The organism is Sphingomonas sp. S6, assembly GCF_043498045.1.
Classification (GTDB): Bacteria; Pseudomonadota; Alphaproteobacteria; order Sphingomonadales; family Sphingomonadaceae; genus Sphingomonas.
Genome location: NZ_JBIEOE010000001.1, coordinates 70857 through 94872 on the forward strand (window position 1 = coordinate 70857; position 24016 = coordinate 94872).

Sequence of the window (24016 nt, forward strand, 5' to 3'; positions counted from 1 at the left end):
TCCGGGGTGGCGGCAACGCCGCCCCGGACACCTGTATCTACAGCCTCCTGTCCGGGATTGACGGTCATGTCGCAGCGGCACGCTTTCGCCACCCTTCTTCTTCTTTCCACCACGTTGGTGGCGCCGGCCGCGCTGGCGCAGACCAACGGAGCCGGCGCCCCGGCACAGACTTCCACGCCCGCGACAGCGAGCCCGAGCGGTGCGGCCGACCCACAGAGCGCGGCGCCGACCTCGACCGATCAGCAGGAGGCGCCCGTCGAGGTGTCCGCGCCCGGGATGAACGGTGATGGCGCGGATATCGTCGTCGTCGGTCGCAACATCCCCAACGTCGTCCGCGCGACGCCGCAGATCGTCTCGGTCCTGTCGACCGCTGACATCGCCCGCACGGGCGAGGGCGACATCGCCGGCGCGCTGACCCGCGTCACCGGCCTGTCGGTCGTCGGCGGCGGCTTCGTCTACGTTCGCGGGCTCGGCGATCGCTATTCGTCGTCGCTGCTCAACGGATCGCCGCTGCCCTCGCCGGAGCCGTTGCGCCGGTCGGTGCCGCTCGACATCTTCCCGACCACGATCGTCGGATCGGCGCTGGTCCAGAAGACCTATTCGGTGAACTATCCCGGCGAATTCGGCGGCGGCGTCATCAACCTGACGACCAAGGCGATTCCGGACAAAAACTTCGTCCAGGTGGGCGGATCGATCGCGGCCGACGATTCGACGACCAGCGAGCTTGGCTACACCTATTACGGCGGTGGCGCGGACTGGATCGGCTATGACGACGGCACCCGCAAGGTGCCCGCGTTCATCCGCAATGCGCCGACCGGCAGCGGCATCATTCCGGCGGCGCAGGTCGCGCAGCTGTCCAACGCCTCGACCACGCTGCTCCAGCGCAACAACCAGCTACCGGCGAACTGGTCGGGCGAGATCAGCGGTGGGTCGGTCTATGACATCGGGTCGTCGCGCCTCGGCGTGATCGCGTCGCTCAGCGCCAGCAACACCTTCCGCACGCGATCGGCGGTGCAGCAGGACAGCGTGTCGGCGGACGGCACGCTGCGCAACGACTTCCGCACGCTGCTGACCGACAATCGCATCGTCGCCAACGCGCTGATCGGCCTCGGCCTCGAGTTCGGCGAGAATACGCTGCGCTGGACCAACGTCTACATTCACGACACGTTGAAGCAGGCACGCGGGTCCGCGGCGGAGCTGTACAACAACGCGAGCGGCCTGCGCTTCCAGCAGAACACCAACTGGTTCGAACGCCAGCTGATCGAGACGCAGCTGGTCGGCGAGTTCAAGATCAGCGACGCGCTGAAGGTCGACGCGCGCGGCGCCTACGCCAATTCGAAGCGCAATGCGCCCTACGAGCGGCAGTTCGACTATCTGTGCTCGGCGACGACGACCAACGGCTATCCGATCACCAGCGATGGTATGCAACAGGCCGGCGGTTTCCAGTGCAACGGCGCCTATCAGGTGACGCAGCGCTTCACGCCCTTCGCCTCGATCATCTTCAGCGATCTGAACGAGGATCTGTGGACCGGTCAGGCGGACGCGTCGTACAAGATCGATGCCGAGCGACCGATCACGCTGTCGGCGGGCTATTTCTATCAGGACACCAAGCGTCGGTCGTCACGGCTCGTCTTCAACTATCAGACGTCGCGCGGCGGCGGCACCGCGCCGGGCTATCCCTATAACCTGCTGCGGCCGGATTATCTGCTCAGCCCCGACGTGCTCAATAATGCGTGTCCGCTCGATGGCACCGGCGCCTGCACGATCGAGCTGCAATTCAACACGCAGGCGGGCGCCTATCGCTACGATGCGAAGCTCAACGTGCATGCGGGCTATGTCCAGGCCGAGGCGGAGGCGTTCGACGGCCTGCGCGCGGTGATCGGCGTGCGCTACGAAAAGGGCGACGAGCGGGTCACGCCGTTCGGTGTCACGACGGGCGGCACGCGGCTGCGCAACGATTATTTCCTGCCGGCATCGACGCTGACGTGGAATTTCGCCGCCGACATGCAGCTGCGTGCGAGCGCCGCCAAGACGATCTCGCGTCCGCAGTTCCGCGAACTCGCACCGCAGCAGTTCCGCGACCCCGATTCGGATCGTCTGTTCTTCGGCAACCCGTTGCTGCGCGACAGCGAACTGTATAACCTCGAAGCGCGCTACGAATGGTTCTTCAAGCGCGACCAGCGCTTCACGCTGGCGGGTTTCTACAAGCGGATCGATCGCCCGATCGAGCAGGTCGGCTTCTACACCGGCGCCGACGACCGGTTGCAGACGGGCTTCACCTATCTGCCCAAGGCCGTGCTCTATGGCGGCGAAATCGAGCTGCAGAAGTATTTCCCGCTCGGCGACCTGTTCGCCGGCAGCGATTTCTTCGCGACGCGGCGCGCCTTGCTGATCGCCAACTATACGTACACCAAGTCGAAGATCACCGCGGACGGCACCTGCGTGCCCAATCCGGCGGTCGACTTCCGCTCGACGGGGCCGGGCCTAGCGGGCTGTGGCTCGAAGCTTGGGCCGGCGGGGCTGCTGTTCCGCGACGGCGCGCCGCTGACCGGCCAGTCGGACCATCTGGTCAACGTACAGGTCGGGATCGAGGACAAGGACTCGCTGTCGCAGGTCACCTTGCTGTTCAACTATGCGAGCGATCGCGTGACGAACCGCGGACCGTCGAACCTCGGCGGCAACACCTTCCAGCCCGATATCGTCGAGCATCCCGGCATCCGCCTGGACCTCGTCGCGCGACAGGGCATCAAGCTGCTCGGCGGCGAATTCGAGATCAAGGCCGAGGCCCGCAACCTCACGCGCACACGCTATAACGAGAGTCAGACCTTCGCGAGCGGGAAAGAGGTGTACATCAACCGGTACAACTTGGGCCGCGTGTTCAGCCTGGGGGTGAGCGCGACGTTCTAATTTGGGGGGGCGAGACGTTTCTATCTCCACCCGTCACCCCGGACTTGTTCCGGGGTCCACTCCGCGGCGAGGGGGGAGGCTAGGGGCTCTTTCCGTCCCCCGGCGGCCCGGTGGACCCCGGAACAAGTCCGGGGTGACGGGGAGGCGCCGGGGGAAGGGATTACCCCCACACGCGCTCGCGATACCATTTCGTGATGACGTATTTCGTGCCGGCGCGTACCTTCATCCCCTGATGCAGGGTCGCAGGGTTGAGCGTCCCGTCGGGGCGGCGGTTGTTCCAGGCGACGAGCTTGCCGGTTTCGGGCTGGACGATCTTGTCGACCGCTTTGAAACGGGTGGCACCGCCCGCGTCCGGCGTGTTGAGATAGACCATCAGCGTCCACGTCCGGTTGCCCGCGACCGAGCAATAGCGGTCATAGTCCGCGCCATCGGGTTCGAAATAGTCGGTATGTCCCTTGAATTCCTGCCCCACCGCATAGCGTTGCCCCTGCAACGGTTCGCCGTGCGCGGGGTGAAGGCCGGTGAAGGCGGTGAAGCGCGCCTCGACCGCCTGGACCAGCGGATCGCCCGCGAACAGGTCACCCGTCTCGCTGGTGCGGAACGCCGCGTCGCCATTCGGGTCGGCGATCGTCGACGGGCGGCGGACCGCGTCGATCTGCTCGATCAACGCCGCACAGGTATCGGCATCCAGGAACTCACGGACCAGAAACAGGTCGAGCTTGGGGCTGGGCACTTTCTGCACGCCGGGCTGCGACAGGATGCGGCGGGCGATCGCCTGGCCTTCCAGCCCATTGCCGAGCAGGGTCATATCGGTCATGGCGGGGGTCATATCACCCGCCATGACATGCCGGAAAGGGGGCGCCGAAAAGAGGGTGGGGTGCATAGCACCCCATTGACGCACAAGCGTAACATGGCATGCGTAGGCCGAGGTACGCGGGACGGGACGACATCATGCGCTTGAGATTCGACGCGCGCACGCGGCGCATCCTGCGCCGGCTGCCCGTCGTGAACGTCTACTCGCTCGCCGAGCTGGTGCTGATCGGCGGCCTCGCCATTCAGTCGGCGCGGCTGTTCTGGACGATCGTGACGCCGATCGCGCCGCTGGGCGACTGGCGACCGGCGGAGGTCGCGGTGCCGGGGCGGCCGTATGACGTGCTGGCGGGCTTCGATCCGTTCTTTCGTCTGGGTACGCGCGCGCCGGCTCAGGCCACCGTCACCTCGCTGCAGCTCAACCTGTTCGGTATCCGCGTCGACGAGGCGTCGGGCCGGGGCTCGGCGATCGTCGCGGGGCCGGACAATATCCAGAAGAGCGTCGCGGTCGGCGAGGAAATCCTGCCCGGCGTCCGCCTGAAGTCGGTGTCGTTCGATCATATCACCATCGACCGCGGCGGCACGGCCGAGGACCTGTATCTGGTCCAGTCGGATGCACCGGGTGCGGGCGCGCCTGCCGCGATGCCCGCCGCGCCGGCCGGCGTTCCACTTGCGCCGCCTGCGGCGGACGCCGCACCGGCGATCAAGGCGAGCCAGATCCGCAACGAGATCGGCTTCATCCCCCGCATCGACGGCAGTCGCATCTCCGGCTTGGTCGTTCGGCCGCAAGGGTCGGGTGCGTTGTTCCGCACGGCGGGCCTGCGTGAAGGCGACGTCGTCACCGCGATCGGCGGACGGCCGGTGAGCGGCCCACAGGACCTCGATCGCATCGCTACCGATTTCGCCGGCGGCGGATCGCTTCCTATCACCGTCGAACGCGGCCAGCAGACGCTCGCGCTCGCCCTTACGATCGCTCCGCAATGACCATGAAGACGTTCTACCCCGCGCTAATGTTGTCGGCCGCGGCGCTCGGCCTGCCGGTCCAGGCCATGGCGCAGACGACGCTGAACGTGCGCGACGCCGATATCCGCGCGTTCATCGCCGATGCCGCGCGGGTGACCGGGCGCACGTTCATCATCGATTCGCGCGTCAACGGCAAGGTGACCGTCGTCACCGACCGGCCGCTGTCGAAGTCCGAATATTTCGAGACGTTCCTGTCGACGCTGCGGGCGAACGGGCTGGTCGCGGTGCCCACCGGCAATGGCGCGTTCCGCATCCAGCCGATCGACAATGCCGCGTCCCAGCCGAGCCGCATCGGCCTGGGCGGCGCGGCGCGTAACAGCTTCGTGACCGAGATCGTGCGGCTACGATCGGTCGATGCGCAGCAGGCGATCGATACCGTACGCCCGCTGGTCAGCGCGCAGGGATCGGTCAGCGCCAACCGTGGGTCGAACAGCCTCGTCATCGTCGACTTCGCCGACAACATCCGCCGCATCCGCGAAGTGCTGCGCCGGGTGGACAGCGACAATGCCTCGACCCGGGTCGTCGCGCTAAAGAACGCGTCGGCCAAAGAGATCGCGGCGGCATTGCAGGGCCTCACCGGCGGAGCGCAGGGCGGACAGGGCGTTCCGGGCGGCGTCGGCACCAGCGTGACGGCCGTCGACAGCAGCAATTCGGTCATCATCCGCGGCGATCCCTCCAGCGTCGCGCGGCTGGTGTCGGTGGCGCAGGATCTCGACCAAAAGGCAAAGAACGGCACCGAAATCCGCGTCGTGTTCTTGGAGAATGCCGATGCGGCGCAGCTGCTGCCGGTGCTCCAGCAGCTGGTCGGGCAGGCGCCTGATGCGGTGCAGGAAACGCCGCTGTCGCGCACGCAGACGGGGTTCGGCACCAACACCGGCAGTGCGGCGGCAGTGCAGCGCCCACCGGCCGCCAGCGCCCCGGTCCAGCAGAGCAGCGGCGGTGGCGCCACCGGCCAGCCGGCGATCACCACGCAAGGCGGCCGCACCGCCGCGGTCGTCACGCGCTTCCAGGGGGCCAATGCGATCGTCATCGCCGCGCCCGCAGACATCCAGCGCCAGCTGTCCGATGTCGTGCGTCAACTCGATACGCGGCGCGAGCAGGTGCTGATCGAGGGGATCGTCGCCGAAGTCTCAGACGCGACGGTCAACCGCCTGGGTGCGCAGTTCATCCTCGCCAATCCGTCGGGTGGCGCGTTCGCCGCTTCGACCTTCTCGAACAGCGCGCCCAATATCCTGCAGATCGCCGGCGCGATCGGTGCGCGCGAACTGGGGCGCAACACGACGACGACGATCGCCAACGGCGTGACGACGACGGTGACGACCAACAATGCGTCGGATCAGCTGACGCAGAGCGCGATCAGCTCGATCATCGGATCGTCGGGCGGCTTCGGCGGGTTCGGCGGCAAAGTCGGCGACTTCATCTTCGGCGCGATCATCAACGCGGTGAAGAGCGACACGACGTCGAACCTGTTGCAGGTGCCGCACCTCGTCACGCTGGACAATCAGGAAGCGCACAGCCTGGTCGGTCAGGAAATCCCGATCACCACGGGGCAGGCGCTGTCGAACAATTTCGACAACACCTTCCGCACGACTCAGCGCGAGAATGTCGGCATCGAGCTGACCGCACGGCCGCAGGTTAATTCCAGCGGCACGGTGAAGCTCAACCTGCGCCTTGAGGTCAGCTCGATCGCCGGGCCGGTGTCGAACGACAATAGCGACCTGATCCTCAACAAGCGCGAGATCGAGACGGTATTGACCGTCGACGAGGGGCAGATTGCGGTGATGGGCGGGCTGCTGAGCGACGAGGAGCGGCGGACGATCGAGAAGATCCCGCTGCTCGGCGACATCCCCGTGCTGGGCAATCTGTTCAAGTCCAAGGCGAAATCGCGCAACAAGACGAACCTGATGATCTTCATCCGGCCGACGATCCTGCGATCGGCGGCGGATGCGCGGAGGGTTGCCGAGCAGCGCTACGGCTATCTGCGTTTGCAACAGGGGTTGCAGGCGCCGGGCGAGGAACCGTCGATCGACCAGCTGGTGCGCGATTACATGGGCGCTGCGCCGCCGATCCCGTCCGCGCCGGTGCCGGGGAATATCGAGGACCCGCGCGTCGCGGTGCCGGTGCAGCACAATACGACCAGGGTTATCCGGCCGAGGGATCGGTGAGGCGGCTTTTCGCTTCTCCGTCATCCCGGCGAAGGCCGGGATCCACGGTTGCGGTGCCTCCGGCGGTGACGCGCGTCCTGAGCGTCGCGCGTCCATGGATGCCGGCGTGCGCCGGGATGACGGAGGAGTGGGCTAAGCGCCTTCCCCATCCGTCATTCCCGCGCAGGCGGGAATCCAGACTGGCTGGCGGTGCGGCCCTATCGCGAAACCTGCGACTATGGATTCCCGCCTTCGCGGGAATGACGGCGTGTGTGGGGCAGGCGGAGCGCACCGCATGATCATCCGCCCCGGCTCCGAAATCGACGAGCCCGCCGCGCTGGCCGACCCGCAAGTCGCGCCCGTCGTCGAGCCGACGCCGCCGTTGCCGCTCGATCCGCTGCCAATGCTGGCCATCCCCTATGCGTTTGCGAGGCGGTTCGGCGTCGTCCTCCAGCATACCGAGGCGGACGCGCATCTGACTGTTGCGCTGCGCACCGGCGCCGACCCGCGCGCGCTGCTCGAGGTGCGGCGGTATCTTGCCCGGCCGTTCGATGTCGTCATCGTCGAGGCGCCCGCGTTCGATCGCTTGCTGTCCGACAGCTACGCCATGGACGGGCAGGCAAATGCGCTCGCCGCCGTCGGTATGGGCGATGAACTCGACAGCCTCGCCGAAGGCCTGCCGACGGCGGAGGACCTGCTCGACACTGCCGACGATGCGCCGGCGATCCGTCTGATCAATGGCATCATCGCCGATGCCGCGCGCAACGGCGTCAGCGATATCCACATCGAGCCGTATGAGACGGGCCTGATCGTCCGCATGCGCATCGACGGCGTGCTGCGCGAGACGTTGCGTATGCCGCCGCATGTCGCCCCCGTCGTCGTCAGCCGCGTCAAGGTAATGGCGCGCCTCGACATCGCCGAGCGGCGCGTGCCGCAGGATGGGCGCATGGGGCTGACCTTGGGCGGCAAATTGCTCGACGTCCGCGTCTCGACGCTGCCCAGCCGCGCTGGCGAGCGCGTCGTGCTGCGTATCCTCGACAAGGACAATGCGGGCATTGACCTCGATGCGCTGGGCATGGACGAGCGGATGTACGCGTTGCTGCGCGGCGCCCTGGCGGAGCCGAATGGTATCATCCTCGTCACCGGGCCGACCGGCTCCGGCAAGACGACGTCGCTGTACGGTGCGCTGCGGTTGCTCAACGACGGCAGCCGCAACATCCTGACGGTTGAAGACCCGGTAGAATATGCCGTCGAGGGTGTCGGGCAGACGCAGGTCAATCCGAAGGTCGGGCTGACCTTTGCGGCCGGCTTGCGCGCGATCCTGCGCCAGGATCCGGACGTGGTGATGGTCGGCGAAATCCGCGATCGCGAGACCGCGGAGATCGCCGTGCAGGCGTCGCTGACCGGGCATCTCGTGCTGTCGACCGTCCACACCAACGACGCGATCGGCGCGATCACCCGCATGCGCGACATGAAGGTGGAGCCTTTCCTGCTCGCCTCAACGCTGCGCGCGGTGATCGCGCAGCGGCTGGTGCGGCGGTTGTGCCCGACGTGCCGGCGGCCGGTGCAGGGGAGCAGCGTGGCGGGCCTGCTTGGGATCGAGCCAGAGGCGACGGTGTACGAGGCGGTGGGATGCCCGGAGTGCAACCACAGCGGCTTCAAGGGGCGGATCGGCGTGTTCGAGGCGGTGCGCGTCGACGACACGATTCGCCGCTTCATCAACGATGGCGCGGATGAGACCGCGATCGCCGCGCATGCCTTTGCGCGTAGCCCGACGCTGGCACAGGCGGCCGAGGCGTTGGTGCGGCGAGGGCTGACCACGCCCGAGGAGGCGATTCGCGTGAGCCGGCGCGATGCGACGGATGTGGTGGATGAGGTAGCCCCATGATCCTCTCCGGCACGGGGAGGTGGCGTCGCGAAGCGGTGACGGAGGGGGGCTTCCACACGCGTCGCGCTGCGTGGAAAACCCCCTCCACCAGCCTGCGGCTGGTCCCCCTCCCCGTGCCGGGGAGGATTTATGGCTGATTTCGATTATCTCGCCATCGACACGCGCGGGCAGGAGCAGCGCGGCCATGTCGCGGCGGCGGATGCGGACGCGGCGCGGGCGCAGCTCGATCGGCGCAAGCTGTTCGTCGTGCGGCTCGATCCCGGCGCGCCGCCGGTCGCGCAGAGCCGGCCGCTGTTCGGCATCCGGTTCGGGCAGAAGAAGATGAGCAACAAGCAGCTGACGCTCTTCACGCGCCAGCTCGCGACCCTGAACCGCGTCTCGCCGCTCGAGGAATCGTTGCGCACCATCACGCGCCAGACCGAGCAGGAGAGCGTACGCGGGATCGTGTCGCAGGTCCATGCCGGCGTGGTCGAGGGGCGTCGCCTCGCCGATTCGATGGCGCGTGCGCCCAAGAGCTTCCCGCCGCTGTACCGGGCGATGGTGGCGGCGGGTGAGAGTTCGGGCAGCCTGCCGACCATCCTCGATCGGCTGGCAGCGTTGCTCGAACGGCAGGCAGAGATTCGCGGCAAGCTGATCACCGCGCTCGCCTATCCCACGATCCTGGCGGTCGTGGCGCTGGGTGTCGTCACCGCGCTGATGATGTTCGTGGTGCCGCAGGTCGTCGAGCAGTTCGACACCGTGGGGCAGGAGCTGCCGTTGCTGACGCGCGTCGTCATCGCCCTGTCCGACATACTGGTGGGCTATTGGTGGGTGCTGGCGCTGGTGCTCGGCCTGATCGGGGCCGGTGGCGCCTATGCCTTGCGCGATCCCGCGATCCGGCTGTCGTTCGATACGGGGCTGCTGCGCCTGCCGCTGCTCGGCCGCCTGCTGCGCGACCTGCATGCCGCGCGCATGGCGCGGACGCTGTCGACGATGGTCGCGAGCCGGCTGCCGTTGCTGGAGGGGCTGACGCTGACGGCGAGCACGATCCACAATCGCCGCCTGCGCGTCGCGTCGGACGAGATCGTCGAGGCGATCCGTTCGGGCGGCAGCCTGTCGGCGGCGATGCGGCGCGCGAACGTCTTCCCGCCGCTGCTCACCTATCTCGCGGCGAGCGGCGAGGCGGCGGGGCGACTCGACGAGATGCTGGAGCGCGCCGCCGATTACCTCGAGCGTGAGTTCGACCGCTTCACCGCGACCGCGCTGTCGCTGCTCGAACCCGCGATCATCGTGCTGATGGGCGGCATCGTCGCGACGATCGTGCTATCCATCCTGCTCCCCATCCTCCAGCTCAACACACTGGCAGGCCAGTAAGGATCATCATGCGTAAACAGCCTCATAAGCGTCACCGTCGGGAGGAGGGCTTCACGCTCGTCGAACTGATGGTCGTGATCGTCATCATCGGCCTGCTTGCCGCGATCGTCACGTTCAATGTCCTGCCCGCGGGCGACAAGGGCAAGATCACCAAGGCGAAGGCGGACATCAGCACGATCGAAGGCGCGCTGGAAATGTATCGCCTGCAGATGAACGGCTATCCGACGACGTCGCAGGGCCTCCAGGCGCTCGTCACCGCGCCGAGCGGCGTGAATGCCGCCGAATATCAGAAGGGCGGCTATATCAAGAAGCTGCCCAACGATCCCTGGGGCCGGCCGTACCTGTACGCGTCGCCCGGCCAGCATGGCGAGGCCGATGTCTGGAGCCTGGGTGCGGATGGCAAGGAAGGCGGCGAGGGCGCCAACGCCGACATCACCAGCTGGCAATAACGTGCCGCGCCGCCGCCCCTCGGTCACGGGATTGCGCCGTGTTCGGCGTAACGCCCAACAGGGCTTCACGCTGATCGAGCTGATGGTGGTCGTGACCATCATCGGGCTGGCGGCGGCCGTCGCGGTGTGGAACATGCCCGATCCGCGTGGCCGGGTGGCGGATGAGGCGGCGCGCTTCGCGGTGCGGGCGCGGGCGGCGCATGACGCGGCGATCGTCGAGGCGCGGCCCGTCAGCCTGTGGGTCACGGCGGGCGGCTATGGCTTCGACCGCCGGATCGCGGGGCAATGGGTCGCGGTGGCGGACACGCCCCTGCGGGTCGAACGCTGGAGCGAGGGCACGGACGCCGCGATCGGCGACGCGAACGGCCGGCTGCGGATCGTCTATGATCCCACCGGCCTCGCCGACCGGCCGGCGCAGGTGACGCTGACCCGCAGCGGCGCGCGCGCGGTGATCGATATGGAAGCGGACGGCAGCGTGCGGGTGGCGAGCTGATGCTTGGCCGCTTCGATCGCGCAGAGGATGGCTTCACCCTCATCGAGATCATGGTCGCGCTGGCGGTGTTCAGCCTCGCCGTGCTGGCATTGCTGCGGCTGGAGACGGCGACCATCCGCGGCGCGCGGGTGTTGGACGACAGTCTGGTGGCGGGGATCGTGGCGCGCAACGTCGCCAACGAAGCGGTCAGCGAGGCGCGGCCGCCGGTGGTCGGGCGGACGAGCGGCAGCGAAGTGAACGCCGGCCGCACCTGGAATTGGGTGCGGCAGGTCATGCCGACGGGCAATGCCAGCATCGTGCGGATCGATGTCGCGGTGAGCAATCGCACGGGGCAAGTGGTCGGGCGGACGACGGCGATCCGGCCGCCGGACGTATCATGATGCGCGGTGTTAATCCTCGTCGTCACCCCGGACTCGTTCCGGGGTCCACTCTGCGGCGAGGGGGGGCGTTCGCGCGTCTTGCCGTCCCCGCGGGGCATGGTGGACCCTGGAACGAGTCCGGGGTGACGGTGGAATTGGGGCGCGCGCGCACCCGCGACAGCGGCTTCACCCTCGTCGAAGTCCTCGTGGCGCTGCTCATCTTCGGCTTGATCGCCGCGGCGGGCGTCGCAATCCTGACCTTCAGCGTCCGCGCGCAGACCGCCACCGGCGCGCGGTTCGACGATATCGCGGCGCTCAACCGCACCGCCGCGCTGATCGCGGGCGATCTGGGGCAAGCCATCGACCGCCCCGCGCGCGACGAGGCGGGCACGCCGCGCCCTGCCTTCACCGGCGAGAGCGACGGCCGGCTGGCGTTCGTCCGCGCCGGCTGGACCAATGTCGACGATGCCCCGCGCGCCAGCGCGCAGAAGGTCGCCTATCGCGTCGTCGATGGCACGCTGGAGCGCGTCGCCTATCCGATGATCGATGGCGCCGCGCCACTGCCCGCGGTTGCGCTGCTGGGCAAGGTCGTCGGGGTCGGTGCGCGCTATCGCTACAAGGGCGCATGGAGCGACCGCTGGGATGGGACGCAGGGCGCGCCCTTGCCGCAGGCGGCGGAGCTGACGATCCGGCGCACCGACGGCAGCACGCTGCGGCTGATGCTGCTGGTCGGGGCGGGCTATGCCCCGGCTCAGCCCGGCGCGCAGCCCGGGCCCCAACCAACCCCGACGGGAACGCCCGGTGCCACCTGAGCGCGAGCGCGGCGCCGCGCTGCTCACCGTCCTGCTGCTCGTTGCGATCATCGCCGTACTGGCGGGGGCCGCGCTGGAACGGCTGCGGCTGACGACCCGGCTTGCCGGCAATGCGCTGGCGGGCGAGCAGGCGCGCGGCTTCGCGCGGGCAGCCGAGGCGCTGGCGACGTCGCGGATCACGACGATGCTGGGCGATGCGCCCGATCGCGTGACGCTGGCGGGTGGCTGGAGCGGGCGGCCGTTCGGCCTGCCGCTGCCCGGCGGCGGACTTGCCGTCGCGCGGGTTCGCGATGGCGGCAATTGCTTCAACCTCAACGGTCTGGTCAGCCGGCTTGCGCCCAACCTCTACACCTCGTCGCAGAATTTTGCGCAGCGGCTGCAGTTCGTCCGGCTGATGCAGGCGATCGGCGTACCCAGCCAGGCCGCCGACCATATCGCCGCCGCCACCGCCGACTGGATCGACAGCGACGGCGACCAGCAGGGCAATGGCGCCGAGGACCCCGTCTATCTCGCCCGCAGCGTCCCCTATCGCACCGCGGGCACGCTGATGGCCGATCCCAGCGAACTCCGCGCGGTGGATGGCGTGACGCCCGAGATTTACGCGAAGTTGCGGCCCTGGATCTGTACCCTGCCCAAAGCGGAGCCGGCGACGATCAACATCAACACGCTGACGCCCGAACAGGCCCCGCTGGTCGCGATGCTGTTTCCCGGCACGCTCTCCGTCGAGGCCGCTCGCGGCATGATCCTGCGCCGGCCGCCGGACGGGTTTCGCGACGCCAGCACGTTCCTCAACCTCGCCGGCAACGGCGCCGCGCCGGAGGGCGGGGGCGGTCTGGGCGTGAAAACGACGTGGTTCGCGCTGGCGATCGACGTCAGTACCGGGTCCGCCCGGCTGCAGGAAAGGGCGCTGATCGACGCAAGCCGTCTTCCCGCGCGGCTCGTGGCACGGCAATGGGGCGACGAATCATGACGACGCTGCTCTTCCTGCCCGCGGGCGACGCCCCCTATCGCTGGCTGCGCCTGGCCGAAGACGGTGGAATCGCCGAAGGCGAGGGGCTGCCGGCTCTGCCCGACGAGCGCATCGTCGCGGTCGCACCCGCACAGGACGTGACGCTGCACTGGGCGGACCTGCCCGCCCGCTCGCCCGCGCAGAGCGTCGCTGCCGCGCGCCTGCTGGTCGCCGAGGCGAGTGCGACGCCGATCCACGAACTCCACGTCGCGGTCGGCGCCGTGGAAGAGGGGAATGGCGAGCGGCCGATCGCCGTGGTGGGCAGCGCGGTGATGGCGGCTTGGCTCGCGGACCTTGCGGCACTCGGAATCGACCCGGCGGCGATGGTGCCGGCGCCGCTGCTGTTGCCGCGCCCGGACGAGGGCTATCTTCGCGCCACGGTCGGCGGAGCGGCGCTGGTGCGCGGCCGCACGTCTGGCTTTGCCGACGAAGCGCGGCTGACCGACCTCGTCGTGGGGGATGCGCCGATCGAGACGCTGCCGCGCAGCGCGCTCGATCCGGTGATCGCCACCGCCGCGGCGACGCCGCCGCTCGACCTGCGGCAGGGGCCGTTCGCGCGTCGGCGCCGGATCGGGATCGACTGGCCTTTGGTGCGGCGCCTGGCCGTCATGGGGGCCGGCATCCTCGCGTTGACGCTGGCGATCGATCTGGTGCGGATCGGCAAATACGGTTTCGGCGCGGATGCGATCGACGCGCGGACCGAAGCGCTGGCGCGCACCGGCCTGCCGCGCGGCGAGACGGTGACCGACGTCGACCGTCAGCTTGCCGAGCGTCTGTCGGCGGTGCGCGGGCCGGGGCTGGGCTTCAGCCGGACGGTCGCTGCGGTCTATGCCGCCGTCCGCGCGACGCCGGGCACGGAGCTGACCAGCCTCGATTTCCAGTCGAACGGCGCGTTGCGCATCGGCGTCGGTGCGGCGCGCGAATCGCTGCCGACCGACCTCAAGCGCGCGCTGGAGGCGGCGGGCTTCACCGTCACCGCCGGCACGTTCCAGTCGGCCAACGGAAGGGTGACGGGCGAGATGACGGTGACGCGGCCATGAGCGGCATCCGCAGCTGGTTCGCCAGCCGATCCTTGCGCGAACGCCGGCTGATCCTCGTCATGCTGGCGCTGCTGGTCGTCACCATCCTGTGGGGCGGAATCATCCTGCCCGTCCGCGACGGCCTGTCGAGCGCGCGGGAGCGTTACGCCGACGCGGTCGTCCGGCTGGGCAGCACGCAGAATGCGGTAGACCTGATCCGCAGCGCCGGGCGGCGCACGCCTATTGAGGGTAGCCTCGCCGACACGGTACGGCGGCGTGCCGAGGCGGCGGGCTTCGCGCTTGCCACCGTCGACGAATCGGGTGCGGGCCGGGTGCATGCGACCATCTCCGCAGCACGGCCGGCGGCGCTGGCCCGCTGGTTCGCAGGGCTGGAGGCGAGTGGCATCCTGATCGAATCGGCGGCGTGGCGCGACAATGCGGATGGCAGCGTCGGCGTCGATTTCGTCGCACGGGCGCGCGCGTCGTGAGGCGGCTGCGACTCACCACCGGGCCGGCGGCGCTGTTCGGTGCGATGATGTTCGTGGCGTTGCTCGTCTTCCTGCCGATGCGGCTGGTGCTGGCCTCGGCGGGCGTCGGCGAGCAGGGCTTCAGCGCACGCAGCGTCACAGGCAGCGTGTGGGACGGTCGGCTCGTCGATGCGCGGTTCGGCGATCTCGCGCTGGGCACGCTGGACGCCAGCCTGTCGCCCTTTGCGCTGCTGATCGGGCGCGCGCGCGTCTTGGTCGAGGATCAGGCGGGGACGGTGCATGGCGCCTTCGTGCTGGGCCGCCATCTGCGCGGGATCGAGGGGATGACCGCGACCTTCCCCACCGGCAACGCCTTCGCTCCGCTGCCCGTTACCGCGCTAACGCTGGAAGACGTCAGCATCCGCTTCGCCGACGATGTCTGCGAACAGGCCGAAGGTCGGGTGCGGGCACGGCTGGTGGGCGAGGCGGCGGGGATCGCCCTGCCGACCGAGCTGACGGGCGTCGCCCGCTGCGACGGCAACGCTTTGCTGCTGCCACTCGCCAGCCAGGCCGGGACCGAGGCGATCGAGCTGCGGCTGACCGGCGATGGCCGCTATTCCGCCGCGCTGCGCCTCGCGCCCAGCGACGATGCCGCGGCACAGCGGCTGGCGGCGACGGGTTTCGTCGCTGGCGCCGGTGGTTATCGACTTTCGGTCGAAGGACGCTTCTGACGGCCTTGACCACCGCGACGGTGCCCGCTAGGGGCACCCGTCTTCGCGGCGACCGTAGTTCAATTGGTTAGAGCGCCGGCTTGTGATGCCGGAAGTTGCGGGTTCAAGTCCCGTCGGTCGCCCCATTTTCCCGCTCCTTTTCAGGACCGCAGGGACTAGCCAAAGCCGCCGGGAAACAATATTGCGGACATTCGCAATATTCGATCCATGGAGCAGGCGATGACCTCGGTGTGGGACCTTCCCGACTTTGACCATCATGAGGGCGTCCATGCCTTCACCGATCGCGAATCGGGCCTGCGCGCGATTATCGCGGTTCATTCGACCCATCTCGGCCCGGCAGCGGGCGGCGCGCGCTTCTGGCATTACGCCTCGGGCGACCTCGCCGTCACCGACGCGCTGCGCCTGTCGCGCGGCATGAGCTTCAAGAACGCCATGGCGGGCCTCGCGCTCGGCGGCGGCAAGGGCGTGATCCTGGCGGACAAGCCCGGCGCAGTGATCCCCGACGCGCAGCTGACGGCGTTCGGCCGGGCGGTCGAATCGCTCGGCGGCCGCTACGTCACCGCCGAGGACGTCGGCATGTCCGAAGCGCGCATGAAGTTGATCGCGGGCGAAACCAAGTACGTCAGCGGCCTGCCGGTCGAAAGCGGCGCGGCGGGTGGTGATCCCGGCCCGTACACCGCGCACGGCGTCTATCTGGGCGTCAAGGCAGCGACGAAGCGCGGTCTCGGCACTGACGATATGAAGGGTGTGCACGTCGCGATTCAGGGCGTCGGCTCGGTTGGCGGCGGCCTTGCCAAGCTGCTGGCGAAGGACGGCGCGCGCCTGACGCTCGCCGATGTCGACGCGGCGCGTGCAGCGGCGCTGGCGGCGGAGCTGGGCGGTGAGACGGTTGCGGCCGGTGCGATCCTGGGCGTCGAGGCGGACATCTTCAGCCCCAACGCGCTCGGCGCGATTCTGACCGAAGCGACCATCCCGACGCTGACCGCCAAGGTCGTCGCGGGCGGTGCCAACAATCAGCTCGCCACGCGCGAGGATTACGATCGCCTGCACGATCGCGGCATCCTCTACGCACCCGATTACGTCATCAATGCCGGCGGCATCATCAATGTCGGCCTCGAATATCTGGGGCAGGGCGATGAGGCCGAAGTGATGGCGCGCATTGCGAAGATCCCCGAACGCCTGAACGAGGTGTGGGACGAGAGCGAACGTACCGGCCGCCCCGCCGCGGAGGTCGCCGATACGATCGCGCAGCGCCTGATCGGCCGCGGCTGATCGGCCCCGGCTGATCGGCTCAGACGGTTTTGGCCGACACCGGCGGTGCGCTGCCGCCGGCGTTGGTCCAAAGACCGACGGCGCCACCGCAACCGACGGGATGACGGCGGCTGCAAAGCTGCTATGACGCTGGGCGACCGTGCCGACCCTTCATGCCCTTGCCAATCCCGCCCGCTTCCTGAAGCTCGCCCGCGTGCTGACGCCGGTGCTGCTGTGGGCGGGCGTCGCGCTGATCGCCGTCGGCTGCTGGGCCGGCCTGACGCAAAGCCCGCGCGACTATCTGCAGGGTGATAGCGTCCGCATCCTCTACATCCACGTCCCCGCCGCCTGGCTCGGGATGGGCGGGTGGAGCGGCCTTGCCATCAGCAGCATCGCCTTTCTCGTCTGGCGGCATCCCCTGGCCGACGTCGCGGCGCGCGCGATCGCCTTGCCGGGGGCGATGTTCGCCGCCGTCTGCCTCGTCACCGGATCGATCTGGGGGCGGCCGACCTGGGGAACGTGGTGGCAATGGGACGGGCGGCTGACGTCGATGCTGCTGCTGTTCTTCGTCTATTGCGGATATATGGCGCTCGCACGCGCCGATGCGGAGCGCGGCGGCGATGGGCGTATCCCGGCGCTGTACGGCATTGCCGGCACCGTGTTGCTGCCGATCATCCGCTATTCGGTGATCTGGTGGAACACGCTGCATCAGGGCCCGTCGATCGGCCTCACTGGATCGAGCATCGCGGGCAGCATCCTGTGGCCGCTTGGATTCACCATGGGCGGCTTCACCCTGCTGTTCGCCGCGATCGTCATGATGCGCATGCGCACGACGCTTGCACGGACCAAGGCAGAGGCGCGGATGCGGCGGATGGCGCGGGCATGAACCACTGGCCGTTCATCGTCGCGGCATATGCCATCACGCTCGGCGCGGCGGGTGCGCTGACGCTTGTCAGCTACATCGCGATGAAGCGCGCCGAGAAATGAAGGCGAAGCATCAACGGCTGACGCTCGTGCTGCTGGGCCTCGCCGCGGTGATCGCGGCGGCGCTGCTCGCCATGTCCGCGCTGAAGGATCAGGCGTCGTTCTTCTACGCGCCGTCCGACGTCGCCAAACAGGGCCTGCCGCTCGGCCGCGCGGTGCGCCTCGGCGGCATGGTGCAGGCCGGGTCGATCAAGCGCGCCGCCGACGGGGTGACCATCCACTTCGTCGTCGGCGACGGCATCGCGACCACCCCCGTCACCTTCGCCGGCATCGCGCCCGACCTGTTCCGCGAGCGCTCCGGTGTCGTCGCCGAGGGGCATTTCAACCCGGACGGCGGCTTCACCGCGACCAATCTGCTCGCCAAGCACGACGAAAAGTACATGCCGCCCGAACTCGCCGCAAAGGGCGGCAAGGCGATGCACGAGACGCGGACGCTGGAACCATGATCGCCGAGGTCGGCCTTGCCGCCTTATGGCTCGCGGCTGCGCTGGCGGCGTTGCAGCTGGCCCTTGGCGCGATCGGCTTGTTACGTGGCGGTGCCGAGACGATCGCCGCGGTCCGCCCCGTCGCGATCGTGCAGGGTGCGCTGGCGTTGCTGGCGATGGCGGCGCTAATCGCGCTGTTCCTCGCGTCCGACATGTCGGTCAAGCTGGTGGTCGAGAACAGCCATTCGGCCAAGCCGTGGATCTACAAATTCGCCGGCGCCTGGGGCAATCACGAAGGGTCGATGCTGCTCTGGGTGACGATCCTGGGCCTTGCCGGGGGCGCGGTCGCGGTGCTGGAGCGGCGCCTGCCCGAACGCTCGCTGATCGCGACGCTGGCCGCGCAGGCGGGGATCGCGCTCGGCTTCTACGCCTTCCTGCTCTTCGCCTCCAATCCGTTCGCACGGCTGCCGATGCCGGCGCGCGACGGCATGGGGCTGAACCCGCTGTTGCAGGACCCCGGTCTCGCCTTCCATCCGCCGACGCTGTACATCGGCTATGTCGGCATTTCGGTCGCCTTCTCCTTCGCGGTCGGCGCGCTGATCACGCGTGACGTCGGTCCGGCGTTCGCGCGGGCGATGCGGCCCTGGGTGCTGGGGGCGTGGGTATTCCTGACGCTCGGCATCACCGCCGGATCCTATTGGGCCTATTACGAGCTCGGCTGGGGCGGCTGGTGGTTCTGGGACCCGGTGGAGAACGCCTCGCTGATGCCGTGGCTGGCCGCGACCGCCTTGCTCCATTCGGTGACGGTGCTGGCGACGCGCGACGGGTTGCGCGCGTGGACGGTGATGCTGGCGGTCGTTGCCTTTTCGATGTCGATGATCGGCACCTTCCTGGTCCGCTCCGGCATCCTGACCAGCGTCCATGCCTTCGCCGTCGATCCGGAGCGCGGCGCCTTCATCCTGGCGTTGCTCGCCGTCTATATTGGCGGGGCGCTGGCGCTGTTCGCGGCGCGGATCGGCACGGTGCGCGCGGGCACGACGTTCGAGCTGGTCAGCCGCGAAGGGGGATTGGTCCTCAACAATCTGCTGCTGTCCGTCATCCTCGGCATCGTCTTGATCGGCACGCTCTACCCGCTCGTCGCCGCCGGCTTCGGCGTGCAGCTGTCGGTGGGGCCACCCTTCTTCAACAAGGCGGCGGGCCCGGTCGCGCTGGCGCTCGTGGTCGTCATGGCCGCCGGGCCGCTCCTGCGCTGGCGGCGGGACAGCGCGAACGCGCTGCTGGAGCGGATGATGTGGCCGGTCGCGGCTGCGGGTTTCACCGGCGCCGGGCTGATCGTGCTGGCACCCCCTGGCGTGCTGCCGCTGTTCGGCCTGTCGCTCGCTGCGGGATTGGCGGTGGCGAGCGTGCTGCCGCTGCTCGGGCGCAATCCGTGGCGCACGCCGTTGTTCACCTGGGGCATGGTCGTCGCGCATCTCGGCATCGCGGTCAGCCTTGCCGGCATGGCGTGCGACGCGGCCTATACGTCGGAAACGTTGGTCGCAGCGCGGGTGGGCCAGCCGGTTCATGTCGGTCCCTTTACCGTCCGTCTTCAGGGCGTTCGTCCCGTGATCGGCCAGAACTGGTCGGCGCTTGAGGCGCGGCTGAGCGCGACGCGAGACGACGACACGGTGATCCTGCGTCCGCAATCGCGCTTCTTCTCCGACCCGGTCACCACCACCAGCGAAAGCGCGATCCTGACGCTGTGGGACGGCCAGCTCTACACGGTCCTCGGCCAGCCCGATCCGCAGGGGCGCTGGCAGCTCAGGCTGTGGTGGAAGCCGTTCGTCACCTTGATCTGGCTGGGCGGTGCGCTGGTCGCATTGGGTGGCGCCTTGTCGCTGATCGGTCGCTGGCGGCGCGAGCGGCGTAGCGCGCTGCGCGAGGCGCAGGCATGAAGCGGTGGTTGCTCTGGACGCCACTCGCGGCGTTCGTCGCGATTGCGGCGGTGGTGGCGTTCGGCCTGTTCCGACCCGCAGACCGCACAGTGCGCTCGGCGATGATCGGCAAACCGCTACCCGACATCACCTTGCCCGCCATCGTCCCCGGCAAGCCCGGCAGCGGCGCGTTGACGGGCAAGCCACGGCTGATCAACATCTTCGCCAGCTGGTGCATTCCCTGTATCGCCGAGGCACCGCAGCTGATGCGCCTCAAGGCCCTGGGCGTGCCGATCGAAGGTATCGCGATCCGCGACACCGCGCCTGCGCTCGCCACCTTCCTGCGCCAGAACGGCGACCCCTATGCCAGCATCGGCGACGACCGGCAGAGCGCGGTGCAGCTCGCGCTCGGCTCGTCCGGTGTGCCGGAAAGCTTCGTGGTCGACGGGCAGGGACGTATCGTCCTGCAGCATGTCGGCGACATCCGCGCGGGCGACGTGGCGCAGATTGCCGCCGCGGTGAAGGCGGCACGATGAGGGGCTGGGCGATCCTCCTTGCGGCGGCGCTCGCCACGCCCGCGCTTGCCGATCCGACGACTCCGCCGGCAGCGCTTGCCGACACGCAGCTGCGCGATCCCGCCCAGGAGGCGAAGGCGCGCGCGCTGATGGAGACGCTGCGCTGCGTCGTCTGTCAGGGCCAGTCGATCGCCGACAGTGATGCCAGCATGGCGGGCGACATGCGCGCGCTGGTGCGCAGCCGTATCGCCGCGGGGGAGACGCCGCAGGCGATCCGCGCATGGCTGATCGAACGGTATGGCGATTACATCAGCTACGATCCGCCGCTCGGCGCGGCGACGGGCCCGTTATGGGCTGCGCCGTTGGTTCTGCTCGCCATCGGCATTGGGATCGCGCGGTCGAGCTTCCGGCGTCGGAGGCGCGACTGATGGGCTGGATCGCGCTTCTCCTGATCGCCGGGGCAAGCTTTGCGGCGCTTGTCGCGCTACGCGTTAACCGGCGGCTGTGGTCGATGGTCGGCGCCGCGTTGATGCTCGGCGCTGCCGGCTATGCGTGGCAGGGTAGTCCGATGCGGCCCGGCGCCGGCCCGCGGACCAATGCGGCGCTGCAAGCCGACGATCCCGAACTCGTCACCCTGCGCGAGGCGATGTTCGGGCGCTTCACCGCCGATGGCGCCTATCTGACTGCGGCCGATGCGCTCGCCCGGTCCGGCGATCGACGCTCGGCGGTGATCGCGATCCTGGGCGGGATCAACCGCTATCGCAGCAGCGCGATGCTGTGGACCGCGCTGGGCACGACGATGGCCGCGCATGATCGCGATGTGGTGTCGCCGCCCGCGTTATTCGCGTTCCAGCAGGCGATGCGTCTCGCGCCGGATCATCCGGGGCCGCGCTTCTTCCTGGGGCTCGCCTATATCCGCGCCGGCGAGTTTCAACTCGCGCGCCGCTATTGGGCGCAGGCGCTCGCGCTGACACCGGAGCGGGCGTCCTACCGCAAGGACATTGCCGTCCGGCTCGCCTTGCTCGACCGCCTGCTCGCCCAGCAGACACCCGCGCGCTAGCCTCGTTTCAACCGCCCGCGGAACAGCCCGCGGTGCGTGGTTGCCTCGAACATCTCGCCCGGCCCTTCGGGGTCCAGGATCTCGTTGTCAGCTAGCCATTCCTGCACGCCGTCGAGGTCGGGAACCTCATAGGGCCGCAACGAACGGCCAGACCCACGTAATTGCTCGATCGTGGCGATCAGCGATCCCGTCTCGGCGATCGTCGCTGCGACCTTCGCCGGGGATACGCCCAGATGCTCCGCCATCAGGTCGGCGCGGGCGTCTGCAATAGTCGCCTCCAGTCCGCGACCGGGATGCCGGGCCGCATCGACCACGACGTCGCATTCGGTATCCAGCCGCAGCGAGCGATTGTTGATGTTCGCCGATCCGATCCGCAGCTGCGTGTCGTCGATGATCGTGATCTTGGCATGGCAATAGATCGCCGTGCCCCCTTGCGTGAAGGGATGGTACAGCCGCAGCCGCCCGTGTCGGTCGCGCCGCCGCAGCGTCTCAACCAGCCGGGCGCGCGCCGTGTCCATCGCGATCGGCTCCAGCCAGCCTTGCGCGGTTAGCGGATTGACGATGACGATCTCCGGACCGTCCTCCTCATCCAGCCGCGCCGCGATCGCCTCCGCAATGCGGCGCGAGGCGAAATACTGGCTTTCGCAATAGATATGCCGGCGTGCGGCCCGGATCTGATCAAGGAACAGCGCCTCGACCTCGGTCACCGGAGCCTCGCCCGGCATCTCAGGCTGGCTGCGCGCGATGCCGACATCGACGTCCTCGAACGTCGGCGCGAGCGACTCTGGCCAGCACGACACGGCACCTTCGACCGGCGCCAGCCGATGCGTCGTCGCAAGCCGCCAGCGGTTGCGGCACAATTCGGCGAGTGCCGCCGCGGCCGGGCCGGTGATCGCGGTCGTCGCATCGTGCCACGGCTTGTACAGGCCACCGCCCGGCAGCCGCCGTCCGGGATCGTCGTCGCGATGCGCGCGCGTGTCCCAGCGCTCGGCGGTCATGTCGATCCCACCGCAAAAGGCGAGGCAGTCGTCGATCGACACGATCTTCTGGTGATGCGACGATCCGGTCGGGTGATGTGCGTCGAGCTTCACGTGGATGCGCGGGTGCCGTGCCCACTTCCAGACGGTGAACAGCGTCTTGCCGCGAAAGATCGACTTCAGCGCGCCGATGTCCCAGCGGAGTAGATACAGTTCCAGCTCCGGATTGCGCTCGACCAGCCAGTAGAGGAAATCGCCGACCGTCTCCGGTCCGTTGACGTCCACGCCGTCGCCCACCAGCGGGATACGCGCGTCGAAATCCCAGCCGACCAGCATGATGCGCTTCTTTGCCGCGGCGAAGGCCTCACGGGCGACGCCGAAATAGCGGTCGGCGTCGACGATCACCGACAGGCGGTTCGCCCGCTCGATCCGCCAGACGTTACGATCCGGTTCGAGCATTGGACCTATCCCCCTGTTATATTTGCCACGCACCCCATGCGGCATGCGGGCATCGCGGATCAACTGTTCCGCCTTCGCATCGAAACGGGGGGAGGGGGCAAGTCGTTCCGAAAACAGGCGCGGCCGATATGGGAACGTTACGCCCCCGATCCGTGTTTGACAGGGTCATGATCGATGATGCTGCACTCGCCTTGCCCCGATCTACCGCGCTCGGGCGCTTTCCCCTCACCGGCCGTTTCCTCATGGGGCGGGGGCGCGAACGTCTCTCGCCCGAGGAACAGCGCGTGCTGGAGGACAATGTCCAGACCGTGAAGGATTTTCCCGCGCGCCACCATCTGGTGCGCCGGGGCGAGCGGCTGGACCAGAGCATGTTGCTCGTCGACGGCTACGTCACCCGTTACATGGACGACCGCGAGGGGTATCGACAGCTGGTGTCGGTTCACGTGCCCGGCGATTTCGTCGATCTGCACGGCTTCCCGACCGGACGGCTCGATCACGATATCGGCACGCTGGGGCCGGTGAAGGTGGCGTTGTACGACCACCAGACGCTCACCGCGATCACCGATCGGCACCCGCACCTCACCCGCGTCCTATGGTTCTCCACGCTGCTCGACGCGGCGATGCACCGGGAATGGATTTTCCGGCTCGGGCGACTGGGTGCCGACGGGCGGCTCGCGCACTTCTTCTGCGAACTGAACGCCCGCCTAACCATGGTTGGCCTGGCGCAGGCCGGGCGGTTCGAGCTACCGTTGACCCAGCCCGATCTGGCGGAGGCGTGCGGCCTGACCGGCGTCCACGTCAATCGCGTGCTGCGTGATCTGCGTGAGCGGAACCTGCTGGTCTTCCGCAACGGCCACGTCGAAATTCTCGACCTGACCGGCCTTGCGGCGGTCGCCGAATTCGAAAGCGACTATCTCTATTCCGATATGGGGAATTGGGCGACCGCCGTGCCGCAGGTCTGACGGCGG

At 68.6% G+C, this 24016-nt stretch carries 23 protein-coding genes and 1 tRNA gene; 22 read left to right on the plus strand and 2 right to left on the minus strand.

Annotated features, from left to right (window positions below; genetic code table 11):
- Window positions 1-66 precede the first annotated feature (66 nt).
- Window positions 67-2907, plus strand: a complete 2841-nt coding sequence (locus tag ACGVWT_RS00350; RefSeq protein ID WP_315462254.1) for a TonB-dependent receptor domain-containing protein — start codon at window positions 67-69, stop codon at window positions 2905-2907.
- Window positions 2908-3067: 160 nt separating this feature from the next.
- Here ACGVWT_RS00350 and ACGVWT_RS00355 read toward each other — a convergent pair whose 3' ends face one another.
- A complete protein-coding gene (locus tag ACGVWT_RS00355; protein WP_315462253.1) occupies window positions 3068-3724 on the minus strand; it encodes a 2OG-Fe(II) oxygenase in 657 nt (218 codons plus the stop codon).
- 134 nt (window positions 3725-3858) lie between these two features.
- On the opposite strand from ACGVWT_RS00355, the gene ACGVWT_RS00360 reads away from it, so the two are divergent.
- The 20 genes from ACGVWT_RS00360 to ACGVWT_RS00455 all read left to right on the plus strand — a co-directional run bounded on the left by ACGVWT_RS00360 (window position 3859) and on the right by ACGVWT_RS00455 (window position 21612).
- Window positions 3859-4701, plus strand: a complete 843-nt coding sequence (locus ACGVWT_RS00360) for a type II secretion system protein N (RefSeq protein ID WP_315462252.1) — start codon at window positions 3859-3861, stop codon at window positions 4699-4701.
- Window positions 4698-6905, plus strand: coding sequence for a type II secretion system secretin GspD (gene gspD / locus ACGVWT_RS00365; RefSeq protein WP_315462251.1), 2208 nt, complete (start codon window positions 4698-4700; stop codon window positions 6903-6905). The genes ACGVWT_RS00360 and gspD overlap by 4 nt, the downstream gene beginning before the upstream one ends.
- A 274-nt stretch (window positions 6906-7179) precedes the next feature.
- A complete protein-coding gene (locus ACGVWT_RS00370) occupies window positions 7180-8772 on the plus strand; it encodes a GspE/PulE family protein (protein ID WP_315462250.1) in 1593 nt (530 codons plus the stop codon).
- Window positions 8773-8901: 129 nt separating this feature from the next.
- The gene (gene gspF, locus ACGVWT_RS00375) at window positions 8902-10125 is read left to right on the plus strand and encodes a type II secretion system inner membrane protein GspF (protein ID WP_315462249.1); all 1224 of its coding nucleotides are present in this window, start codon (window positions 8902-8904) and stop codon (window positions 10123-10125) included.
- 8 nt (window positions 10126-10133) lie between these two features.
- A complete protein-coding gene (gspG, locus tag ACGVWT_RS00380; RefSeq protein WP_043059797.1) occupies window positions 10134-10574 on the plus strand; it encodes a type II secretion system major pseudopilin GspG in 441 nt (146 codons plus the stop codon).
- A gap of 1 nt (window position 10575) precedes the next feature.
- A complete protein-coding gene (locus ACGVWT_RS00385; RefSeq protein WP_315462248.1) occupies window positions 10576-11067 on the plus strand; it encodes a GspH/FimT family pseudopilin in 492 nt (163 codons plus the stop codon).
- Window positions 11067-11447, plus strand: a complete 381-nt coding sequence (gspI, locus tag ACGVWT_RS00390) for a type II secretion system minor pseudopilin GspI (protein ID WP_315462247.1) — start codon at window positions 11067-11069, stop codon at window positions 11445-11447. The genes ACGVWT_RS00385 and gspI overlap by 1 nt, the downstream gene beginning before the upstream one ends.
- Before the next feature lie 122 nt (window positions 11448-11569).
- Window positions 11570-12238: a type II secretion system minor pseudopilin GspJ gene (gene gspJ / locus ACGVWT_RS00395; RefSeq protein WP_315462246.1), complete on the plus strand. Its 669-nt coding sequence runs from the start codon at window positions 11570-11572 to the stop codon at window positions 12236-12238.
- Window positions 12228-13208 (plus strand): type II secretion system minor pseudopilin GspK, encoded by a 981-nt coding sequence (gspK, locus tag ACGVWT_RS00400; protein ID WP_315462245.1) that lies wholly within the window; start codon window positions 12228-12230, stop codon window positions 13206-13208. The genes gspJ and gspK overlap by 11 nt, the downstream gene beginning before the upstream one ends.
- Window positions 13205-14287: a type II secretion system protein GspL gene (gene gspL / locus ACGVWT_RS00405; protein ID WP_315462244.1), complete on the plus strand. Its 1083-nt coding sequence runs from the start codon at window positions 13205-13207 to the stop codon at window positions 14285-14287. The genes gspK and gspL overlap by 4 nt, the downstream gene beginning before the upstream one ends.
- Window positions 14284-14754: a type II secretion system protein GspM gene (gene gspM / locus ACGVWT_RS00410; protein ID WP_315462243.1), complete on the plus strand. Its 471-nt coding sequence runs from the start codon at window positions 14284-14286 to the stop codon at window positions 14752-14754. Before gspL ends, gspM begins: the two co-directional genes overlap by 4 nt.
- Window positions 14751-15464, plus strand: coding sequence for a type II secretion system protein N (gene gspN / locus ACGVWT_RS00415; protein WP_315462242.1), 714 nt, complete (start codon window positions 14751-14753; stop codon window positions 15462-15464). The genes gspM and gspN overlap by 4 nt, the downstream gene beginning before the upstream one ends.
- Window positions 15465-15512: 48 nt before the next feature.
- Window positions 15513-15589: transfer RNA gene (locus ACGVWT_RS00420), tRNA-His, on the plus strand.
- A 94-nt stretch (window positions 15590-15683) separates the two neighbouring features.
- Complete coding sequence (locus ACGVWT_RS00425) at window positions 15684-16736, plus strand: Glu/Leu/Phe/Val dehydrogenase family protein (protein WP_315462241.1); 1053 nt, start codon at window positions 15684-15686, stop codon at window positions 16734-16736.
- A 139-nt stretch (window positions 16737-16875) separates the two neighbouring features.
- Window positions 16876-17601, plus strand: coding sequence for a heme ABC transporter permease CcmC (gene ccmC, locus ACGVWT_RS00430; RefSeq protein ID WP_315462240.1), 726 nt, complete (start codon window positions 16876-16878; stop codon window positions 17599-17601).
- A 97-nt stretch (window positions 17602-17698) separates the two neighbouring features.
- Window positions 17699-18145, plus strand: a complete 447-nt coding sequence (gene ccmE / locus ACGVWT_RS00435) for a cytochrome c maturation protein CcmE (RefSeq protein WP_315462239.1) — start codon at window positions 17699-17701, stop codon at window positions 18143-18145.
- Complete coding sequence (locus tag ACGVWT_RS00440; RefSeq protein WP_315462238.1) at window positions 18142-20058, plus strand: heme lyase CcmF/NrfE family subunit; 1917 nt, start codon at window positions 18142-18144, stop codon at window positions 20056-20058. Before ccmE ends, ACGVWT_RS00440 begins: the two co-directional genes overlap by 4 nt.
- Window positions 20055-20573 carry a redoxin family protein gene (locus tag ACGVWT_RS00445; RefSeq protein ID WP_116462280.1) on the plus strand — a complete coding sequence of 173 codons (519 nt, stop codon included), beginning with the start codon at window positions 20055-20057 and terminating at the stop codon, window positions 20571-20573. The genes ACGVWT_RS00440 and ACGVWT_RS00445 overlap by 4 nt, the downstream gene beginning before the upstream one ends.
- Complete coding sequence (locus ACGVWT_RS00450; protein ID WP_116462279.1) at window positions 20570-20980, plus strand: cytochrome c-type biogenesis protein; 411 nt, start codon at window positions 20570-20572, stop codon at window positions 20978-20980. Before ACGVWT_RS00445 ends, ACGVWT_RS00450 begins: the two co-directional genes overlap by 4 nt.
- Complete coding sequence (locus ACGVWT_RS00455; RefSeq protein ID WP_315462237.1) at window positions 20980-21612, plus strand: tetratricopeptide repeat protein; 633 nt, start codon at window positions 20980-20982, stop codon at window positions 21610-21612. The genes ACGVWT_RS00450 and ACGVWT_RS00455 overlap by 1 nt, the downstream gene beginning before the upstream one ends.
- Here ACGVWT_RS00455 and ACGVWT_RS00460 read toward each other — a convergent pair.
- Entirely contained in the window at window positions 21609-23048 is a 1440-nt protein-coding gene (locus tag ACGVWT_RS00460) for a phospholipase D-like domain-containing protein (RefSeq protein WP_315462236.1), read from the minus strand. The genes ACGVWT_RS00455 and ACGVWT_RS00460 overlap by 4 nt on opposite strands.
- A 167-nt stretch (window positions 23049-23215) precedes the next feature.
- Between ACGVWT_RS00460 and ACGVWT_RS00465 the strand changes: the two genes are divergently transcribed.
- The gene (locus ACGVWT_RS00465; RefSeq protein ID WP_116462276.1) at window positions 23216-24010 is read left to right on the plus strand and encodes a Crp/Fnr family transcriptional regulator; all 795 of its coding nucleotides are present in this window, start codon (window positions 23216-23218) and stop codon (window positions 24008-24010) included.
- The last annotated feature ends 6 nt before the right edge of the window (window positions 24011-24016 follow it).

Coding starts and splice junctions, on each gene's coding strand:
- ACGVWT_RS00350 (WP_315462254.1), top strand. CDS start 67: ATGTCGCAGCGGCACGCTTTCGCCACCCTTCTTCTTCTTTCCACCACG.
- ACGVWT_RS00355 (WP_315462253.1), bottom strand. CDS start 3,724: ATGACCGATATGACCCTGCTCGGCAATGGGCTGGAAGGCCAGGCGATC.
- ACGVWT_RS00360 (WP_315462252.1), top strand. CDS start 3,859: ATGCGCTTGAGATTCGACGCGCGCACGCGGCGCATCCTGCGCCGGCTG.
- gspD (WP_315462251.1), top strand. CDS start 4,698: ATGACCATGAAGACGTTCTACCCCGCGCTAATGTTGTCGGCCGCGGCG.
- ACGVWT_RS00370 (WP_315462250.1), top strand. CDS start 7,180: ATGATCATCCGCCCCGGCTCCGAAATCGACGAGCCCGCCGCGCTGGCC.
- gspF (WP_315462249.1), top strand. CDS start 8,902: ATGGCTGATTTCGATTATCTCGCCATCGACACGCGCGGGCAGGAGCAG.
- gspG (WP_043059797.1), top strand. CDS start 10,134: ATGCGTAAACAGCCTCATAAGCGTCACCGTCGGGAGGAGGGCTTCACG.
- gspI (WP_315462247.1), top strand. CDS start 11,067: ATGCTTGGCCGCTTCGATCGCGCAGAGGATGGCTTCACCCTCATCGAG.
- gspL (WP_315462244.1), top strand. CDS start 13,205: ATGACGACGCTGCTCTTCCTGCCCGCGGGCGACGCCCCCTATCGCTGG.
- gspM (WP_315462243.1), top strand. CDS start 14,284: ATGAGCGGCATCCGCAGCTGGTTCGCCAGCCGATCCTTGCGCGAACGC.
- ACGVWT_RS00425 (WP_315462241.1), top strand. CDS start 15,684: ATGACCTCGGTGTGGGACCTTCCCGACTTTGACCATCATGAGGGCGTC.
- ccmE (WP_315462239.1), top strand. CDS start 17,699: ATGAAGGCGAAGCATCAACGGCTGACGCTCGTGCTGCTGGGCCTCGCC.
- ACGVWT_RS00440 (WP_315462238.1), top strand. CDS start 18,142: ATGATCGCCGAGGTCGGCCTTGCCGCCTTATGGCTCGCGGCTGCGCTG.
- ACGVWT_RS00445 (WP_116462280.1), top strand. CDS start 20,055: ATGAAGCGGTGGTTGCTCTGGACGCCACTCGCGGCGTTCGTCGCGATT.
- ACGVWT_RS00450 (WP_116462279.1), top strand. CDS start 20,570: ATGAGGGGCTGGGCGATCCTCCTTGCGGCGGCGCTCGCCACGCCCGCG.
- ACGVWT_RS00455 (WP_315462237.1), top strand. CDS start 20,980: ATGGGCTGGATCGCGCTTCTCCTGATCGCCGGGGCAAGCTTTGCGGCG.
- ACGVWT_RS00460 (WP_315462236.1), bottom strand. CDS start 23,048: ATGCTCGAACCGGATCGTAACGTCTGGCGGATCGAGCGGGCGAACCGC.
- ACGVWT_RS00465 (WP_116462276.1), top strand. CDS start 23,216: ATGATCGATGATGCTGCACTCGCCTTGCCCCGATCTACCGCGCTCGGG.